General features: G+C 66.2%; 12 protein-coding genes and 1 pseudogene. 7 read left to right on the top strand and 6 right to left on the bottom strand.

Annotated elements, in window-relative coordinates; translation table 11 throughout:
* Positions 1-208 precede the first annotated feature (208 nt).
* Positions 209-2,593, bottom strand: coding sequence for a TonB-dependent receptor plug domain-containing protein (locus LN450_RS12570; protein ID WP_011348289.1), 2,385 nt, complete (start codon positions 2,591-2,593; stop codon positions 209-211).
* 179 nt (positions 2,594-2,772) lie between these two features.
* Between LN450_RS12570 and LN450_RS12565 the strand changes: the two genes are divergently transcribed.
* Both LN450_RS12565 and LN450_RS12560 read left to right on the top strand, forming a co-directional pair.
* The gene (locus LN450_RS12565) at positions 2,773-4,689 is read left to right on the top strand and encodes an ABC-F family ATP-binding cassette domain-containing protein (RefSeq protein WP_029820024.1); all 1,917 of its coding nucleotides are present in this window, start codon (positions 2,773-2,775) and stop codon (positions 4,687-4,689) included.
* 192 nt (positions 4,690-4,881) lie between these two features.
* A complete protein-coding gene (locus tag LN450_RS12560; RefSeq protein WP_039416460.1) occupies positions 4,882-5,382 on the top strand; it encodes a YcxB family protein in 501 nt (166 codons plus the stop codon).
* Positions 5,383-5,397: 15 nt separating this feature from the next.
* On the opposite strand, the gene ampR is transcribed toward LN450_RS12560, so the two are convergent.
* On the bottom strand, positions 5,398-6,273 hold the full coding sequence (ampR, locus tag LN450_RS12555) for a LysR family transcriptional regulator AmpR (protein ID WP_011348286.1): 876 nt from the start codon (positions 6,271-6,273) through the stop codon (positions 5,398-5,400).
* 100 nt (positions 6,274-6,373) lie between these two features.
* Here ampR and bla point away from each other — a divergent pair, with 100 nt between their 5' ends.
* Entirely contained in the window at positions 6,374-7,267 is an 894-nt protein-coding gene (bla, locus tag LN450_RS12550; RefSeq protein WP_011348285.1) for a class A beta-lactamase, read from the top strand.
* A gap of 112 nt (positions 7,268-7,379) precedes the next feature.
* Entirely contained in the window at positions 7,380-8,285 is a 906-nt protein-coding gene (locus LN450_RS12545) for an alpha/beta hydrolase (RefSeq protein WP_011348284.1), read from the top strand.
* 258 nt (positions 8,286-8,543) lie between these two features.
* Here the strand turns inward: LN450_RS12545 and LN450_RS12540 are convergent, their stop codons facing one another.
* From LN450_RS12540 to LN450_RS12530, 3 genes are all read right to left on the bottom strand, one after another.
* A complete protein-coding gene (locus LN450_RS12540; protein WP_011348283.1) occupies positions 8,544-10,691 on the bottom strand; it encodes a phosphocholine-specific phospholipase C in 2,148 nt (715 codons plus the stop codon).
* A gap of 74 nt (positions 10,692-10,765) precedes the next feature.
* A complete protein-coding gene (locus LN450_RS12535; protein ID WP_011348282.1) occupies positions 10,766-13,222 on the bottom strand; it encodes a TonB-dependent receptor in 2,457 nt (818 codons plus the stop codon).
* Between the two features lie 403 nt (positions 13,223-13,625).
* Entirely contained in the window at positions 13,626-14,864 is a 1,239-nt protein-coding gene (locus tag LN450_RS12530) for an MFS transporter (RefSeq protein ID WP_011348281.1), read from the bottom strand.
* 473 nt (positions 14,865-15,337) lie between these two features.
* On the opposite strand from LN450_RS12530, the gene LN450_RS12525 reads away from it, so the two are divergent.
* Positions 15,338-15,631, top strand: coding sequence for an FmdB family zinc ribbon protein (locus LN450_RS12525; protein ID WP_008578079.1), 294 nt, complete (start codon positions 15,338-15,340; stop codon positions 15,629-15,631).
* Positions 15,632-16,100: 469 nt separating this feature from the next.
* Here the strand turns inward: LN450_RS12525 and LN450_RS12520 are convergent.
* Positions 16,101-16,884 (bottom strand): annotated as a pseudogene (locus tag LN450_RS12520) (DUF3011 domain-containing protein).
* A 157-nt stretch (positions 16,885-17,041) separates the two neighbouring features.
* Between LN450_RS12520 and aspS the strand changes: the two are divergent.
* Together aspS and LN450_RS12510 are read left to right on the top strand one after the other, a co-directional pair.
* Positions 17,042-18,808 (top strand): aspartate--tRNA ligase, encoded by a 1,767-nt coding sequence (gene aspS, locus LN450_RS12515; RefSeq protein WP_011348279.1) that lies wholly within the window; start codon positions 17,042-17,044, stop codon positions 18,806-18,808.
* A 471-nt stretch (positions 18,809-19,279) separates the two neighbouring features.
* Positions 19,280-19,807 (top strand): GNAT family N-acetyltransferase, encoded by a 528-nt coding sequence (locus LN450_RS12510; RefSeq protein WP_011348277.1) that lies wholly within the window; start codon positions 19,280-19,282, stop codon positions 19,805-19,807.
* Positions 19,808-19,816: the final 9 nt, after the last annotated feature.

Below are 19,816 nucleotides of genomic sequence, written 5' to 3'. Positions count from 1 at the left end.
AAAGACCTTAGGCAGATGCGCACACGCCCCAGGCTGGCCGGGGCGCGTGGTCGACTCTCGATGTCGAAGGATGCAATGGCGACACGCCATGCATGCAGCGACGTTGCATTTGCCGATCACAGCAATGTCTCGCGCTGATCGCGAGATGGCCGATCGCATCGCCCGCCTCACGATCACAAAGACAACCTCGGCTGCTCAAGCGCAGCGCTTACCAGCGGTAGTTGATGCGCCCATACACGTACGCACCATTGAAGCCGAACGGCGACAGATTGCTGTACGGGAATTGTCCGCTGGTGGAATTGGCGAAGTTGTTTTCGTCCGGGTATTGATCCAGCACATTGTCTGCGCCCAGCGTCAGCGTCCAGCGATCGATCTTGTAGCTGGCCGATGCATCCACCACCCACTTGGCGCCGAAGGTCTGGTCGTTGCTCGCGTCCGCTGGGCGGGTGCTGTACTTGCCATAGCGCGTGGCCCCCAGGGCCAGTGTCCAGTGCTCGGAGTTCCAGCTGCCGTTGATCAGGAACTTGTCGCGCGGGAAGCCTGCTTCGATGCGGCCACGCTCGGTGCGGTCGATGCGCTCCAGGCTCAGCCCGTTGGCCGACAACGCGGCCGGATTGGCGGCCACGCTGCGCACTTCGGTTTCCGAATAGTTATAGCCGGCAGTCAGGTCCACGCTGCTGGCGGCCAGCTGCCAGCGGTAGCTGCCCACCACGTCCACGCCGCGCGTACGCGTATCCACCGCATTGGTGAAGTAACGCCCGCCATTGATGCCGAAGATGCCCTGCGACTCCAACAGACTGCGCACGCCTGCGCCGGTCAGGTTGGACGACAGCACGATACGGTCGTCCACATCGATCTGGTACGCATCCACGGTGAGGTAGAGCGCATCGGTGGGCTGCAGCACAAGGCCCAGGCTGTAGGACAGCGAGGTTTCCGCATCCAGCGGCTCGGCGCCGAGCGCGCGCGCCACGGTGCTGTCGGCGGGGAAGGTGCGAATCTCGAACGGATTCGGGTTGCCGGCCAGGAAGGTGGTGCTGGTGGACTGGAAATACTGCTGCGCCAGCGACGGCGCGCGGAAGCCCGAGGACACCGTGCCGCGCAACGCGATCCTGTCGGTGAACGCATAGCGCGCGGAGAACTTGCCCGAGGCCTGGCTGCCGAAATCGCTGTAGTCCTCGTAGCGCCCGGCCAGGCCGGCAGAGAACTTGTCGGTGAAGTCGGCTTCGATGTCGGCGTACAACGCGTAGCTGTCGCGCGAGTAGCGGCCCGACACGCTAGGAGCGAAGCCGCCGAATCCCTGCGCGCCACCGGCCAGCGTGCCTGCCTGGAAATACGAGCCCACTTCGCCCGGCGACTGGTTCCACTTTTCGTTGCGGTATTCAGCGCCGAAGGCCACCGTCACCGGATACGCCAGGCCCCAATCGAAGCCGCGCTTGACGTCCAGGTTGACGATGTTCTGCGTAGTTTCCAGCGCGCCGTCGTAGAACGCCGTGGGCGAGGTCGGCCCCAGGCTGACGTTGAGCGTATTGCGGGTGTGGAAATCGATGCGGTTGTAGCCGTAGTTGTAGCTGGCGTCCCAGTCCCAACCGCTGGCAGTGGAGCCGCGCACGCCGGCCACCAGCGAGCGGTCCTTGGCGTAAGTCTGGATTTCCGGCAGGAAGCCCTGCGGATACACCGACAGGATGTTCTGGCTGCTGCCCGGCGCGCGGAAGAACGCGAACGAGGTGATGTCGCGGTTACTGGCGGTGGCGAACGCATAGCCGGTGATGCTGTCGCTGAAGGCGAATTCGGTATTGGCCGAGACCGCCTGCGCATTGACCTCCGGGTCGCCGATCTTGAACGCCTTCTGGCCGACTGCCGGCTGCGAGACGCTGGGCGCGCCGGCGTAGGCGCGTGCACGGTCGGTCGGGTCCTGCTGGTTGAGCTGGGCGGCCACGTGCAGCCAGCCGCGGTCGCCGCCATAGGCCACGCCGGTGTCGCCGGAGAGCTCGTAGTTGTTGCCGTCGCCAGCCGAATACTGGCCGAAGCCGGCTTGCAGGCTGCCGCCCTTTTCTGCGCCCTTGAGCACGATGTTGACCACGCCGGCAATGGCGTCGGAGCCGTACTGCGCCGAGGCGCCGTCGCGCAGCACTTCCACCCGCGCGATGGCCGCGACCGGGATGGTGTTCAGATCCACCGCCGCCGCGCCACGACCGATGGTGCCGTTGAGGTTGAGCAGCGAGGAGGTGTGGCGGCGCTTGCCATTGACCAGCACCAGCACCTGATCCGGCGACAGGCCGCGCAGCTGCGCGGGACGGATCGCGCTGGTGCCGTCGCTCAGGGCAGGGCGCGGGAAGTTCAGCGATGGCAGGGCGCGCGCCAGTGCGGTGGCCAGTTCCGGGGTGCCGGTGGCTTGCAGCGATTCGGCGCTGATGATGTCGATCGGCGACTGCGACTCGGCCACGGTGCGGTCCGATACGCGGGTACCGGTGACGATGACCGTATCCAGGGTATTGGCCGGGGCGGTCGCCGGGGCGGCGGTCTGGGCCAGGGCGGGGGAAGCAAGCAGTGCAGCGACCACGGCGGTCGCAAGCGCGGAAAGGGGGGCGTTCATGACAACTCCGAAACGTGGGTCCAGGCAGGACCAGGCAAGGCTAGGCAGGCGGCGGTCGCGGGAGGGCGAACAAGACGGCGGCCACGCTGAAGGCGCTAATTATTCGTTAACGCTAGAATGGCGTCGCAGGAATGCTGCTCATCTGCTCATTCCTTTTCGTTCTATCGGACTGTCCATCAATGATTTCCCTGCGTAACTTCTCCATGCGACGCGGCGAGCGTCTGCTGCTCTCCAACGTCGACCTGACCATGCACGCCGGCTACCGCGTCGGTGTGGTGGGCCGTAACGGCACCGGCAAGTCCAGCCTGTTCGCTGCGGTGAAGGGCGAGCTGGAAGCCGACAAGGGCGATGTCGATCTGCCCGGCAAGGTGCGCACGGCCAGCGTGTCGCAGGAAACTCCCTCGCTGCCCGACCCGGCGCTGTCGTTCGTACTGGGCGGGGACATCGAGGTGTCTGCGGTACTGCAGGAAGAAGCCGCAGCTACCGCGCGCGAGGACTGGGAGGCAGTGGCCAATGCACACCAGAAGATGGCCGAGATCGGCGCCTACGACGCCGAAGCGCGCGCCGGCAAGTTGCTGCACGGCCTGGGCTTCCCGGCCGACACGCACCATCGCGCGGTGTCGTCGTTCTCCGGCGGCTGGCGGGTGCGGCTGAATCTGGCGCGCGCGCTGATGATGCCCAGCGACCTGCTGCTGCTCGACGAGCCGACCAACCACCTGGACATGGATGCGGTGCTGTGGCTGGAGCAGTGGTTGCTCAAGTACCCGGGCACGCTGCTGCTGATTTCGCACGACCGCGAATTTCTCGACAACGTGGCCACCCACACCCTCCACCTGCACGGCGGCACCGCCAAGCTGTACGTCGGCGGCTACACCGATTTCGAACGCCAGCGCATCGAGCATTTGCGCCAGCAGCAGATCGCGCACGAGAAGGAACAGGCCGAGCGCGCGCATCTGCAGAGCTTCATCGACCGCTTCAAGGCGCAGGCCAGCAAGGCGACCCAGGCGCAGAGCCGTATGAAGCGGCTGGCCAAGATGGCCGGTACCGAGGCGGTGCGTGCCGAGCGCGAGTTCCGCATCCAGTTCGCGCAGCCCAGCCGGCTGCCGTTCTCGCTGATCCGGCTCAATCACGTGGAAGCCGGCTATGCCGCTGCGCCGCGGGAATCGGGAATCGGGAATGGGGAATCGCAAAAGCGTGGTTCCAGCGATGCCATTACCGTGCTGCATGATGTCGGATTCGGGCTAGAGGCGGGTGACCGGATTGGTTTGCTTGGGCCCAATGGCGCAGGTAAGTCCACCCTGGTCAAGACCTTGGTGGGCGAACTGGCACCGCTGGCAGGCGAGCGCAGCGCACATCCGGATTTGCGCATCGGCTACTTCGCCCAGCACACGGTGGAGTCGCTGCACGAAGGCCAGTCGCCGATGGACCATTTCCGCGAGTTGTCGCCGGATGGTTCCAACCAGGCGTTCCGCGACTTTTTGGGGAAATGGAATTTTGCCGGCGACCGCGCCTTCGAAGTGGTGGATGGTTTCTCCGGCGGCGAGCGCGCGCGCCTGGCGCTGGCGTTGATCGCCTGGCAGCAGCCGAACGTGCTGCTGCTGGACGAACCGACCAACCACTTGGACCTGGAAATGCGCGAAGCGCTGGCCGAGGCGCTGAGCGATTTCGAAGGCGCCATCGTGATGGTCTCGCACGATCGCCATCTGATCGGCCTGGTCTGCGACAGTTTCTGGCGCGTGGCCGATGGCGTGGTCGAGCCGTTCGCCGGCGACCTGGACGAATACGCCGCCTGGTTGCGGAGCCGCCCGGCCGCGCAGGGGACCAAGCAGAAGATGGCCGAGGCGGCGCCGACCCCGCCACCGCCGACCAAGCCGCTGCCGCCGAAAAAAGCCGTCAACCCGCACAAGCTGGCCAGTGCCGAAAAGCGCGTCGGCGAGCTGGAAGCGGCGCTCGCTGCGCTGGATCGCGAGCTGGCCAATCCCGGCAACTACGCCGACAGCGAAAAGATGGCGGTGCTCGGACGCGACCGCGAAGCAACCGCGCAGCAGCTGGCTGAAGCCGAGACCGCATGGATGGAGTTGATCGACGGTGCGTAAGCGTCACTGACAAAAACGCCTGCGCAACCGTACGATGGCGTGTCAGATGGTCGTTGCGAGATGTACCAGGCGTACATCGCGGTTGCCGCGCCTGGTCTACACCTAGCGGCTGCCTGCGCGCTGCGTCGTGTTGGCCACGATGAAAGCGCGTGGGTTACGCTGCGCGTTGAGCCACACACGGATGTCGCGCGCATGATCAGCGTCACCATCAGTCTGGAAGACCATCTGGCCGCGCAGCGCTTGCATGCGCGTCACGATGCGAAACGCCTGCTCGTGTTTCTGGCAGTCCTGCTGTTGATCGGAGCGGGGCTGCTGCACCTGAGCGGCGCGAGCGAGATTATCGGCCCGGTGCTGATCGGCGGCGGTGGCGGTGGGTTGCTCGGCCTGGTGGCGTTGCACGTGTGGGGCCTGCCGCGGCGGATCAAACGCCTGCATGCGCAGCAGGCCTCGCTGCGGCATACCTACACCTATGCGTGGGACGAAAACGGTCTGGAAGTCACCTGGGCGGACGGGCATTTCCGCCGGCCCTGGACCGATTACATCCGCGTCCGCGAGAACGACCGGGTGCTGCTGCTGTACCACAACGATCGGCTGTTCGAGCTGTTCTGCCCGCACTGGTTCGCCGACAGGGCGCAGTTCGAGGCGTTTCGCCAGTTGGCCTTGCGGGTGGGAAAGACATCCAAGGCGCTCTGAGAGTGGCAGCGCTGCTCAGCTGCTGACGTGCTGTTGGGCCAGTAGCCAATCGCGCAACCGGCGCCCGGCATCGCTTTGCGGCCGCGACCGTAGCCGCGTCAGCCAGTAGCGCCCGGCGTCGATGGTGATCGGGAACGGGCAGACCAGGCGCCCGGCATCCAGGTCCTGGCGAAACATCGGCAACGGCAACAACGCCACGCCGGCGCCGGCTGCCGCTGCGCTGGCCAGGGTGAGCGACGAATCGAACATGCTGCCGCGCGCAGGCACCTCCGTTGCACGCGCCGCGCGGAACCACTGCGGCCACTCATCCAGGCGATACGAGCGCAATAGCGGCACACGCGCCAGATCCTCCGGCACGCGCAAGCCGCGCGCCATTGCCGGCGCACACACCGGCGCGAAGGGCGCTTCCATCACGGCTTCGGCAACCTGGCCCTGCCAATCGCCATCGCCGAAGCGGATGGCCAGATCCAGGCCCTCTCCGGCCAGGTCGACGCGGTTGTTGTGGGTGGACAGGCGCAGTTCGATATCCGCGTGCGCCGCATGAAATGCCGCCAGCCGTGGCAACAGCCAGCCGGTGGCGAAGGTGCCGACCACGCCCACGCTGAGCACCTCGCGGTAACGGCCATCGGCAAAGCGTTCCAAGGTGGCGGCGATGCGGTCGAAGGCCTCGCCGAGCACCGGCGCCAGCGCGGCGCCTTCGTCGGTCAGCGCTACACCGCGCGGCAGGCGGTGAAACAGGCTGGTGCCCAACTGCTGCTCCAGCGCCTTGATCTGGTGACTCAGCGCGGCCTGGCTGACGCATAGCTCGTTGGCCGCGCGGGTCAGATTCTGATGGCGCGCGGCGGCTTCGAACGCGCGCAGGGCATTGAGCGGCAGGCGGGGGCGGGGCATGGGTAGAGATTAGTTCAATTCATGCCTGAGATCGAAACATCGCGATGGTCGGCTGCATCCTGCGCATCGATACTGCGGGCTCTCTCAAGGAGGCAACCGCATGTTGAATCGGCGACAGTTCCTGCACGCAACCGGCGCGGGCGTGCTGCTTGCAGCGTCCAGACCCGCATGGGCACTCACCCCCGCGGTAAACGTGGACGACATGCTGCGGGCACAGTGGGCGCAGATCGAACGTGGCACCGGCGGCCGGCTGGGCATCTGCCTGCTCGACAGCGCCACCGGCAAGCGCCTCGGGCAGCGCGAGGATGAGCGCTTTCCGATGTGCAGCACCTTCAAATTTGTATTGGCTGCCGCGGTGCTGCGGCGGGTGGACCAGGGCAAGTTGACGCTGGCGCAGCAGGTCAGGATCCGTGCCTCCGACATGCTGGAGCATGCCCCGGTGACCGAACGCCATGTCGGCGGTTCGCTCAGTGTTGGCGAGCTCTGTCGGGCCACGATGATTTATAGCGACAACCCGGCCGCCAATCTGCTGTTCCCGCTGGTCGGCGAACCGGCCGGGGTGACTGCGTTCCTGCGCGGTATCGGCGATGCCCAGACCCGCACCGACCGCTACGAGCCGCAGATGAACCGGTTCGCCGACGACGACCCCCGCGACACCACCACGCCTGCGGCAATGGCCGCCACGCTGCGCACGCTGCTGCTTGGCGACGCGCTGCATCCAGCCTCGCGCAAGCAGCTGACCGACTGGATGATCGACAACCGCACCGGCGACGATTGCCTGCGTGCGGGGCTCACGGCCGGCTGGAAGATCGGCGACAAGACTGGCAGCAACGGCACCGACACGCGCAACGACATCGCCATCCTCTGGCCACCGAAGGGAAGCGCGCCCCTGTTGCTGACCACGTACTTGAACGGTGCCAAGGTCGACGACGCGGCACGCGATGCGGCGCTGAAGGCGGTGGCGGTCGCGGTGCGCGAGAGCATCGCGGCGTGAGTGCGAGGTCCGGTGTCTCACGCGCGTCATTGGCGCATGAGTTCACGACGTGCTTTCTGTTTCTTCAACCCTTCAAGGTCCAATCGTGCAAATCAGGTCGTGTCATGGGTGGATGGCAGTTGCGCTGCTGCTTGTGCATGGGCTCGCACCGGCGCGCGCCTGGCAGCCAGCGCCTGGTCAGGTCGAAATACCGCTTTGGCCGCGCGCGGTGCCTGATGCGGTGCGCCACCCGAAGCCCGAATCAGTGGGCACCGGCGAGGGGCGTTACCCATGGACCAAGGTCAGCGATGTCAGCCGCTCGACGATGACGGTATACAAGCCCAAGGCTCACAACACCGGCGCGGCGGTGCTGGTGTTCCCGGGCGGTGGTTATCAAGTCCTGGCCATGGATCTGGAAGGGACCCAAATCTGCGACTGGCTGACCGCGCGCGGTATCACCTGTGTGCTGTTGAAATACCGTGTACCGAACTCGGGGCCGACCTGGGTCAACGACCGCCGCTATTACCCGAAGGTGCAAACAGCCCTGCAGGATGCCCAACGAGCGTTGGGGATGGTGCGCGAGCAGACGGACCAGTTAGCCGTGGATCCGCACAAGATCGGTGTGCTCGGCTTTTCTGCCGGTGGTCACCTGGTGGCCGCGATCAGTACGCATTTTGCAGCGCGCACGTATCTGCCGGTGGATGCCGCCGATCGCGTGAGCTGTCGCCCGGATTTCGCCATTGCCGTGTATCCGGGCCATTTGTGGGCGCACGAGGACGAGGATGACGCCACCCGCGATCCCACCCACCTGGACCTGCGCCCGGACATTCGCGTCGTCGCCGATACCCCGCCGACCTTCCTGTTGCAGGCGCAGGACGATCAGGTGGACGGCGTTTCGCAGGTGCTGGCGTACTACGTCGCGCTCAACCATGCCGACGTGCCGGTGGAAATGCATGTGTACGCCCAGGGTGGCCATGCCTTCGGTCTGCGCGCCAAGGGGCTGCCGATTGCGCGGTGGCCGCACTTGGTGGAAACCTAATTGCACACGATCGGCGTGCTTGATGCGACTGGCGCGCGCTGAGTGTGACTGTGCGCAAGCCTGCTGATCAGGCATCCCCATGTGTACGCAGCGCATACCGCGCTGCAAGACTTGGGACGGCCATCAAAAACCGAGCGAACAGTCGCCAGGAGGGTCTGAGGCAGCGCGCTTAAAACTGCGGTGTAAGAGTGGGAGATTCCGCGTCGAGGATCGGCCGCGCCCATCCGGCGGTGAGCGCTGTGGTCTTGTTAGCCACGCTTAGCCGAGTGCGCCGATCGAGACAGGCATGTCCTGCTGCAATCGCGCCGGCCCACCCATGGCCGGGTCGCTGACGCTGTCTGCACCGGTTTCGATGCGCCCGGCCAGATGCTGGGCCGCGCTGTCGTGGCGCACCCATAGGTCGTACCAGCCGCCGGTTGCTGCCGCCTTCCAGCGCCGCTGCACGGTGGTGTCGGGTGCAAGACTCAGGCGCTCGCGCGGCTGTGCGGCGGTATATGCACCTGGCTGCAGCTCAATCTGCACAGCAGTGTTGCCGCTATGACGTAGCGATAGCAGCACGCAAGTGCAATCGTTCGGATCCTGCGCGATCTCGGCCAGCAGCGGCGCTGCATCGAGGTCGCCGCGGTAATGGCGATGGAAGCCGTTGGGACCGAGCAGCCACAGATCGTAGCGGCCGTCGTAGGTGGTCCACGTGCCGTCCACGATGGCGTCGCTTCCCACTGTGTAGCGGCGTGGAATTGCCGCTAGATCGAAGCGGTCGTAGACATGCAGCACCGCCGCCGCGCCCGCATTGGACATGCGGAGCTTAACTTCGCCGCGCTCGGTCAGGTGGGCCAGCTCCACGCTGGGACGATATGGCAGCCCACGCGAGCGGCGCACGCCGAACGGTTGTTCGGGCGGCTGCAACGTGGCCGGCAACGGCGGCAGTGCGTGTTCGCGCAAAGCGGCCGCGCGCGTAGCGGTTGCACCGACATCCGGCAGCGCGGCGACGAACGCGCGCGTATCGGCCTGGCGGAAATCGAAGGCATTGGTCAAATCGCCGCACACTGCACGCCGCCAGGGCGTGATTTCCGGCGCGGGCACGCCGAAGCGGCGTTCGAGCAGGCGCAGCACCGAGGTGTGGTCGTACACCTGCGAATCCACCCAGCCGCCGCGGCTCCATGGCGAGACCACATACATCGGCACGCGCGGGCCAAGCCCATAGGGCCGCCCGCGTAGCTCGGGAAGATCCACGTTCTGCTCGCCCGGCGCCGGGTGGCGGTGATAGTCGTCGTCGGTGGCCAGCGTCGATGCGCCGGCAAACCCGCCCGTTGCGCGTGCATCCGGCGACGGCGGTGCGGGCGGCGGCAGATGGTCGAAGAAGCCGTCGTTCTCGTCGAACATCACCAGCAAGGCGGTGCGACTCCACACCGCCGGATCGGCAGTGAGCGCATCCAGCACGCGTGCGGTGTAGGCCGCGCCCTGGGCGGGGCTGGACGGATCCGGATGCTCGCTGCCGGCCGCGTCGGCAATGATGTAGCTCACTGCAGGCAGGCGCCCGCCCAGTACGTCCTGGCGCAACTGCGCGAGACCGCGCGTGCTCACGCCACGCGCGCGCAATTGCGGATCATGTCCGGGCGCGGCGCTGTACGCCTGTCGAAATGCCGCAAAGCCGGCCAGCGGGTTGTCGGTGAAGTTGTCTGCCATGTCCTGATAGATCTGCCAGGACACACCGGCGTTCTGCAGGGCTTGCACGTAGGTGCCCCAACGATACGGCTCGGCAAAGCCGCCCAGTTCCGCAAAGTTGTCGTGCGAATTGCCGATCACCGGGCCGCCTGCGCGCGCCTGCGGATCGTTGCCGCCGGTCCACAGGAACACGCGATTGGAATTGGTGCCGGTCTGGATCGCAGCGTGGTACGCATCGCAGATGGTGAAGGCGTCGGCCAGCGCGTACTGAAACGGAATGTCCGCGCGCGTGTAATAGCCCAGTGCATGATTGTGCTTGGCGGCAGCCCAGTGCCCGAGCCGTCCATGGTCCCAGGCCTGTTGTGCATCCGGCCAGCTATGCGGGGTGCCCTTGACACGCATGAAGCCGAACTGCGCGGCCGTGTCCAACGCGAATGGCGTCAACCACTGGCGGCCGTCCTCGCTGGGTTGCAGCCACACCGTGCGCGCCGGTGCGCCCGGCAAGGCCGGCGCAGGGATCGGGAAACGGTCGCCGAAACCCCGCACGCCGGGCAGCGCGCCGAAGTAATGATCGAACGCGCGGTTTTCCTGCATCAGGATCACCACATGCCGAAGGTCCTCCAGCGTGCCGCTGCGCCGGTCCGGCGCGATGGCTGCGGCGCGCGCGATGCTGGGCAGCAACGCGGCCGCGCCGCTGGTGAGACCGGTTTGCAGCAGGCGGCGTCGGGGCAGATCGATCATGTGGGCTCATCGCATCGGAAGGACTGCCCGCGCCGGTGCCTGGTGCGGGCATCGCATAGCATGGCAGTTCGCCGTTACAGGTCCAGCGTCAGGGTCAGGCCGACGGTGCGCGGGGCGGCAATGAAGGCACTGTCGCTACCGTCCACACCTTCCAGATAGCGCTTGTCGGTGAGGTTGCTGACGTTGAGCGCCAGCTGCAGGCCTTTGAGCTGCGAGGTCAGTTGCGAAAGTTCCACACCCAGATTGGCATCGAAGGTGGTCACGCCATCGAGTGCGGCGCGGTTGGATGCGTCCAGGTAGCGCTTGCCCAGGTAGCGTCCGGACACACCGAAGCGCCATGCCTGGCCGCGCCAGTCGGCCGACACCACCAGCGTATTGCGCGGTTGGCCGATCACCTGCGCACCGGGCGTGATCTCCAAGGCGGTATCGCGCGCGGCATCGCCGCTGCCGAGATAATCGGCCTTGTTGTAGGTGTAGGCGCCATTGACGCGCCAGCCGTTGTCCCAGCCGTAGCCCAGCGCTGCTTCCACGCCGCGCGCATGCACACCGCCGAAGTTTTCGTACACGCCATCGGTTTCGCCCAGGTAGTCGATACCGGTGACGAAGTTGGCCGGCACGTACACGATGCGGTTGTCGAAGCGGATGTCGTACAGCGTGACGCTGCCGGTCAACGGCCAGCGGCTGACACGCAGGCCGAGTTCGATGTTGTCGGCGGTTTCCGGTTTCACCCGACTCAGCGCCACCGGGTCGGTTTCGCCCAGCACGCCGGACGCAATCGCGGCGAAGTTCTGCGAGTAGCCGGCAAAGGCCTCCAGGCCCTGCACCGGTGTGGTCCAGGTCAGGCCGGCCGACAGCAGCGGGTCGGACCGCGAATCCGATTGCACATGCTGCGCATCGCCGATGCGGCGGTCGCGGGTCTGGTCGACAAAGAACTGCTTGACGCCCACGCGCCATGCGAATGCGCCGTAACGCATCACGTCTTCGACGTAATACATCTGCTCGTCGGTCTGGTAGTTGTCCTTGAACTGCACCCAGTACGGCTGATGATCGAAGCTGATGTTGGTGCCGACGTTGAGCAGGCGGTGCCAGTCGCGGGTGACGCTGCGTTCAACGCGTTCCAGCCAGGCACCGGCACGCACGGTGTTGTCGATGGCGCCGAGATCGGTGCGCCATTCCACATCGGCCATCGCGCCGGCGCGGTGATTGTCGTAGTGGCTATGTCGATACGATTGCACCGGCACCGAACCGGCCGGATAGCAGGCCGGATTGGATTCGGCCGGCACCGCGTCGCTGCCGGCGCAACCGGCCAACATGGTGGTAGCCGCGCCGCCGGGGGTGAGGTAATACAGTTTGCCCAGATCGCTGCCGCCATACACGGTGTTGCCGCCACGCGCTTCGGATTCGGGTGCGCCGGCGCCATCGTTGCTGACATCCACCAGATACGGCGGAATCCAGTCGCCGCGCCCCTGCATGCGGTGCGCGTAGCCGGTCAGCGTGGTCTTGAAACCATTGCCGCCATCGAAGGCGCCACGCAGGTAGCCGAACATGTTCTTGCGCAAGGCGCGCGAGCCGGAGCGGTAGTTCTGGTCCAGGTACGGAATGCCGGTGAGCGTGCCGGTCAACAGGTCGTGCTCCGGGTCGCGCGCGAATTGCTCCGGGGTCACGCTGGTGTATTCGGATTCGTCGGCATCGTCGTAGGAGGCGTATCCGCTGAGCGTCCACTGATTCAGCACGCTGACGAATTTGCCGGCCAGGTGATCGCGGCTGGTGTGCCCGCTGCCGTCGATCCAGTCGTCATTGCGTGCCGACGAGCCACTGACCCAGGCACGCGTAGTGCCGCCGATCAGGCCAGTGTCGTAGCGCGCGTAGTACTTGCGCGCCTGGTTATCGCCAATGCCGCCGATCACGCGCACACGCTGCGTTTCCAGCGGTTCGCTGGTGAGGTAATTCAAGGTGCCGCCCAGGGCTTCTTTGGAGCGCGAGGCGATGTCGGCGGTGCCCTGGCTCACTTCCACCGTTTCCAGATCCGGCATGTCGATAAAGCGATTGGCCTTGGAGCCACCGCCGTACGCCGAGCCGCCATTGGGTACGCCGTCGATGGTGGTGCCGATCTGCTGCGTATCGCGATTGCTGACGAAGCCGCGCATGCTGATCTGCGTGCCCCAATCCGAGGAGCCAAAGGCATCGGCTTCGGTCACCACCACGCCGGGCAGTTCGTTGAGCGCATCGTTGACGCTGCCGAGCACGAACTGGCGGTCCAGCATTTCCTTGCTGACGGTGGTCTTGGAATAGGTCATTGCCTGGCCGACCACCTGCACCTGATCCAGCGTCGATACTTGCCCGTCGGTGACGGCCGGGTCAGACGTTGCGCCGTCGGGAACCTGCTGTGCATAAGCCGGTAGGGTGAGCGGAACCAGCAGTAACGCCAGCGTGGCAGGACGGCGCACGCGCAAGGAGGACATCGAATCCATTGAAATCCACAGCGGGGGAGGGGGTCTGGAAAGACTGCCGCGCTTGCGTTGCGTGATCATGACCGCGCTACAGGCGAGGTCGCGATCACGCGCCGGATGTATGCAACCTCATGGCCAGAGCGAAGACTTGGTTAGCTGGGTTAGCGGCGTTCGGATGCTTCCAGCCGAGCTGACGAGATCTTGGGCCAAGCAGGATGTGGGCCGGTCAACGGGCTGGGTCAAACGCGGAGTCGGTCGATAGCGCGATGCCTCACCGCTTTGGACACGCCGTGAGCCCATCCCTGGGGGCTCGATGGCGGCATCCATGCCGCCAACGGTCCCGCAATTGGCGAGGCCACCGCACCAGACAGCGAGCGAAGTTTCGAGATCCAGCACAACCGCGCTGGCCGCAGTGGCAGGTGTGCAGTCCGCTGATCGAATTGTTCGACCATCCTAAAGCCAGCGCGAAAGAGCATGGTCAGCGTTACTTGGTTCGCAGTGGCGTGTCGGTCTGCTGTGTTTCCGGCATCAACTCCAGTGCCGACGGCGTGGTGCGTAGCATCGGGCGGAAGGCGATCGGATGGGGGCGGCGGCGGGTGAAACGCAGCAGCCGCGACAACGTGAAGCCAGCCAGGGCCAACAACATCACCGCGAAATACACCGGCAACGCGGCCGGGCCGAACTTCTGCATCGCGCCGCCGGCCAATGCAGGGCCGATCGCCGCACCCACGCCATGCACCAGCAACAAGCTGCTGCTGCCGGAAAGCAGGTCTTCGCGCGGCAGGTAATCGAGCATGTGCGCCACCGCGAACGGGTACAGCGAAAACGCCAACCCGCCATAGACGAAGAACAGCACGAACAGCACGGTGGTCTGTGTCTGCACCATCGGCAACGCGGCAGCGATCGCGATGCCGGCGGCCAGCACGCTCACGGTCACCAGGCCGATGCGGCGGTCATGCCCGTCGCTGATGCGCCCGATCGGCCACTGCAGCACCGCACCGCCCACGATGGCGGTGAGCATGAACATCGCCACGCCGTCGGAATTCAGCCCGATGCGGTTGGCATATACCGGCAGCAAGCCCCAGAACGCACCCATCGCCAGGCCGGAAAGGCCGGCGCCAATCGTGGCCACCGGCGCCAGGGCATACAGCGTGACCAACCGCAGGCGCGATACATGCGGCACCTCGGGCGGGATCAGCCGCGTGGTCATCACCGGCATCACCGCTGCACAGAACAGGATCGCCGTCAGCGTGAACATCGCCGGTGCGCCTGCATCGCCGATGGTGAGCAGGACCTGGCCCAGTGCCAGCGCCGACAGATTGATCGCCATGTAGACCGAAAACACCCGGCTACGCCGGCGCGCGTCGGGCTCGGCGTTGAGCCAGCTTTCGATCACGGTGTACAGGCCGACCAACGCCGCGCCAGTCACCAGGCGCAGCACGCCCCAGCCCCAGGCGTTCAACCAGATCGGATGCAGCAACACCGCAATGGCTGCCAGCGCCGCATAAAACGCAAACGCGCGGATATGCCCGATGCGGCGAATCAGCGGCGGTGCGAAGAAGGTGCCCAGAAAGAAGCCGGCGAAGTAGCCGGACATGATCAACCCCAATGCCCGCGCATCGAAGCCGGCCTGATCGCCACGCACGGCGAGCAGCGTGCCGAGCAACCCGCTACCGGTGAGTAGCAGGGCAACGCCCAGCAGTAAGGCAGTCAACCGCAACATGGATGCGGCCCTCGTGGGGGAAAAGGCGCGTCGATCACGTGTTCGAGTGTAACAGCCTGGTCGGTGCGGCTCGATCGGCGCCGTTGGCGCGTGCGCGGTTTTCGGCGATTGTGCGTGAGGATGTGATTGCCGCGGGGGGTGTTTTGCGATTGCTCGTGCGTTGCTTGGATACGCAACCCATGCATGTGTCGATCGCATGGCGTGCACGCGGAGGTGTTGTGCGCTGCGCTCGCCCCACGCTGCCGCCAGCCACGCCTGCGCGCAGGGTGGGGCGGCATTGCGTCGGTGCGCGCAGCCCATCGGCATGTGCGGGGCGTCGAAGCGGCCACTGCACATTGCCGCCGTCGCCTGGCGCCGGCCAAGTAGACGCATCACCGGCTGCCTGCTGCCCGTCGCAGGCGGCGCGCTGCCCTTGCCTGCCCGCATGCGTCTAGAATTTGCGCCCCTTGCAACGTCTTCAGCTGATCCCTGCCATGCCCATCTACGGTTTCCAGTGCACTACCTGCGGCCACGCATTCGACCGCCTGCAGAAAATGGCCGACCCCGATCCGCAAACCTGCCCGGCCTGCGCCGCTGCCACGATCAAGCGCCAGGTCACCGCGCCGTCGTTCCGCCTGTCCGGCAGCGGCTGGTACGAGACCGACTTCAAATCGGCCGGCGAGAAAAAGAAGAACCTCACCGAAAGCAGCAGCGCCGGCGGCGATGCCAAACCGGCGGCAACCGCGGAGAGCAAGCCGGCCGCCAAGCCCGCGTCCGATCCGGCATAAGTGGCCGCGGCGTGCAGGTTGCGCCGCACAGCGCGGTTGCGCGTTGCAACGACTCCACGTCGAGCACCGTGCTGCCGGCTGTGTCGCGGAGGATTGCATGGGTGCTTGCCGCCAACCCGGACGGCTGTGCCATCCCACCGCCGTTCGCCGCGGCCAGGACTGCGTTCCCCGGTAGCGCCCGGCATGCGCGGTGGACGATCTCGCTGGCCGGGCCGGTGTCGATACACCCACGTCAGCCGGGCCAAGTGCAGTCCCGGCAAACTGTGGTGAAGCATGGCGGGTAGCCGCGAGGCTGCAAGGCTAAGACGCACGCGTTGCGCGTGCGGTTTGCCGCCCTTCTATGGATCGCCCCGACTGAAGTTGACAGCCGCATCCGCCTGGATGCGTGCCGTGGTCCAGAACGCTGGCGCCGGTGTCTCGCCGACGCGCGCAGGCCTATCTCACCCAGCCAGCCTGCGCGGCCAGTGCATCAACGCGCCTCGAAACGCGCCCGGCAGCCGTCGTTGACCCACACCGTGGCGCGACGATCGTCGTAGCCCCAGGTGCGACCTTCCGCACAGCGGGTGTCCGACAGCTGGCGGGTCAGCACCGGGCGGCCATAGCGGCCATCCCAGGCGCAGGTGCGCAGGCGCCGGTCGTCGCTGGCGCCGGTCGTCGCTGGCGCAGGTGATCGCATAGCCGTTGCCGGGGCGGTCATCGCGGCCGCCATAGCCGCCGTCCCAGCCACCGCCACCGCGGGCCTGCGCGAATTCGCCCCGGCAGCCGTCGTCCACCCAGATCCGGCCGCCTTCCTGGCGCCAGTTGCGGCCTTCCACGCAGGGCGTGTTGGAGAGTTGGCGCACCAAATTGGCGCGGCGCCAGCCGGTATCGCAGATGTTCTGGCGCTGATCGTTGCTCTCGCAGCGCACCGTTCCAGCGATCCCGCCAACGCCGCCGGGGCCATAGCCGCCGCCCCAGCCGCCACCGCTGCGGGCGTCGACGAAACGGCCGCGACAGCCATTGTCCACCCAGATCCGGCCGCGCTCGCTGCCCCAGTTGCGGCCTTCGATGCAGCGCGTGCCGGAGATGTTTTCCACCAGCACCGCGCGGCCGCGGAACGGCGTATCGCACTCGCGGCGGCGGTTGTCGTTGCTGGAACAGGTGATGCTGGGGCCATTCCAGCCACGCTCCTGGGCGCTGGCAGTGACGCTGGCAAATGCGCCGGTGAGGGTGATCAGGCCGAAGCCGGAGAGCAGCAGGGCAGTGCGCAGCATCGTGTCGTCCTTGGTGCAGGAGGGGCGTGGCGCCTATTCAGCCGGGCACCGACTTAAGCGCCCATGAGCGCCCGCGCATTTGCTCCTGCCGCTCGCCGGCCCCAGAATATCCGGCTTTCCGGCGCTGTCCTGCGTCGGGTTTTCAGCGGAGCTTTCGATGCGTACCCACTTCTGCGGCCTGGTCGACGAGACCTTGATCGGCCAAACCGTCACTCTCGCCGGCTGGACCGACGTGGCCCGCAACCTGGGCGGGGTGTGCTTCATCGACCTGCGCGACCACGAAGGCATCGTGCAGGTGACGGTGGAGCCGGTGGCCGGCGACGACGCCAGCGCAGAGCTGTTCAAGGTGGCCGCCAGCCTGGGCTACGAGGACGTGTTGCAGGTGGAAGGTGTGGTGCGCGCGCGTCATGCGGTCAACGACAAGCTGCGCAGCGGCAAGGTGGAAGTGATCGCCACGCGCATCAGCATCCTCAACAAGGCCGCGCCACTGCCGTTCCACGCGCACGAAAACCCGGGCGAAGAAACCCGCCTGAAGTACCGCTACCTGGACCTGCGCCGGCCGGAAATGCAGCGCATGCAGCGCACCCGCATCAAGCTGGTGCAGGCGCTGCGCCGGCATCTGGATGCGCGCGATTTCCAGGACATCGAAACCCCGATCCTGACCAAGGCCACCCCGGAAGGCGCGCGCGACTTCCTGGTGCCTGCGCGCATGCATCCGGGCGAGTTCTACGCCTTGCCGCAGAGCCCGCAGCTGTTCAAGCAGATCCTGATGGTGGCCGGCTTCGACCGTTACTACCAGATCGCGCGCTGCTTCCGCGACGAAGCGCTGCGTGCCGACCGCCAGCTGGAATTCACCCAGCTCGACATGGAATTCGCCTTCGTGCGCGAGCGCGATGTGCAGGATTTCGTCGAAGACATGATCCGCGCCATTTTCAAGGAAGTGGTGGATGTCGACCTGGCGGCGCAGTTCCCGCGCATGACCTGGGCCGAGGCGATGCGTCGCTATGGCTCGGACAAGCCGGACCTGCGTATCGCGCTGGAACTGGTCGACGTGGCCGAGCTGGTCAAGGCCAGCCAATTCCCGGTGTTCACCGCTGCCGCCGACGATGCCGATGGCCGCGTTGCCGCGCTGCTCATTCCCGGTGGCGCCAGCCTGTCGCGCAAGCAGATCGACGAATACGCAGCGCATGCCGCCAAATACGGCGCCAAGGGCCTGGCCTACATCAAGCTGTCGGAGACCGGCGAGGTCAGTTCGCCGATCGCCAAGTTCTTCAGCGAAGAATCCTTCGCCGCGCTGCTCAAGCATGTCGGCGCCAGCAATGGCGACATCGTGTTCTTCGGTGCCGGCGGCTACACCAAGGTGTCCGACTTCATGGGCGCGCTGCGCCTGAAGGCCGGCAAGGACTTCAACCTGGTCGCCGACGGCTGGGCGCCGCTGTGGGTCACCGACTTCCCGATGTTCGAATGGGACGATGAGGCGCAGCGTTACGTCGCGTTGCATCACCCCTTCACCGCACCGGCGGTGGACGATATTGCCGACCTGCGCGCCAACGCCCGCACCGCGGTCTCGCGCGGTTACGACATGGTGCTCAACGGCAACGAAATCGGCGGCGGCTCGATCCGTATCCACCGCCCGGACATGCAGAGCGCCGTGTTCGAACTGCTCGGCATCGGCGCCGAAGAAGCGCGCGCCAAGTTCGGCTTCCTGCTGGACGCGTTGAACTACGGCGCGCCGCCGCACGGCGGCATCGCCTTCGGTATCGACCGCATCGCCGCGCTGATGGCCGGTACCGAGTCCATCCGCGACGTGATCCCGTTCCCCAAGACCACCGGCGCGCAGGATCTGATGACCGACGCCCCGTCGCCGATCGCTGCCGACCAGCTCGCCGAAGTGCACGTGCAGGTGCGCCCGAAGCAGGTCTGACCCGTCATCGAACACACGGCCACGCCCATTGCGTGGCCGTGCTGTTCATGCGCAGCGGGCAGCTGGCGCAAGGCGTTGCTGGCCGATCTGCGCTGCACGCAACGCGCGTATCGAACAGCTGCACGCGCAGCGCGGCGTGCGTAACGAACTGCCAAGCAATCGCGCACCGCGACTTTCCGTAACCCTGAGTGCTTGTCAGCAACTGCACCCAAGCTCTAGCAGGTGACGCAGCGCGTTTTTTGCATGCCGCTCCGATACGCGCGGCAATTCCAACGTACGCGGCAACCAGGCCTCTGGGTGGTAAGACCACCAGCCGGGCAGACGCATCTGGTGCCCGACTCGCAGGGCGCTCGGCAATTCCCATTCCCCATTCCCCATTCCCCATTCCCCATTCCCCATTCCCGATTCGCCACTTGCAGCAACGCCGCAGCATGCGAGAAGCTGCCGCGTCGACTTGCCAGAGGGGCCCGCATGACCCGCATTCGCCGCGCCACGCCGGACGATGCCGAAGCGCTGTCGCTTCTGGCCGCGCAGACCTTTACCGAAACCTTCGGGCATCTGTATCCGGAAGAGGACCTGCGCGGTTTTCTGGAAGAGACCTATGCCGTGGAGCGCGCGCGCACCGTGTTGTCGCATCCGGATTACGCGATCTGGCTGCTGGAGATGGACAACCTGCTGGTCGGCCATGCGGCCGCCGGCCCCTGCGGGCTGCCGCACGATCAGGTGCGGCCCGGCGATGGGGAGCTGAAGCGGCTGTATCTGCTGAAGGACTATCAGAACAGCGGCTGGGGCAGCCGATTGTTCGAAACTGCGCTGCAATGGTTGGAGCGCGACGGCCCACGCACCTTGTGGATCGGCGTGTGGTCGGAGAATTTCGGCGCGCAGCGCTTCTACGCCCGCTATGGTTTCGAAAAGGTGGGCGAATACGATTTTCCGGTGGGCAAGATCGTCGACCGCGAATACATCCTGCGGCGCAGCCCGGTGCTGGCAGCGGACTGATCGCACCCG

The organism is Xanthomonas euvesicatoria pv. euvesicatoria (assembly GCF_020880415.1).
GTDB classification, from domain to species: domain Bacteria; phylum Pseudomonadota; class Gammaproteobacteria; order Xanthomonadales; family Xanthomonadaceae; genus Xanthomonas; species Xanthomonas euvesicatoria.
Note: the sequence above shows the minus strand (reverse complement) of the source record. Positions and strands in the feature narration are given on the sequence as shown.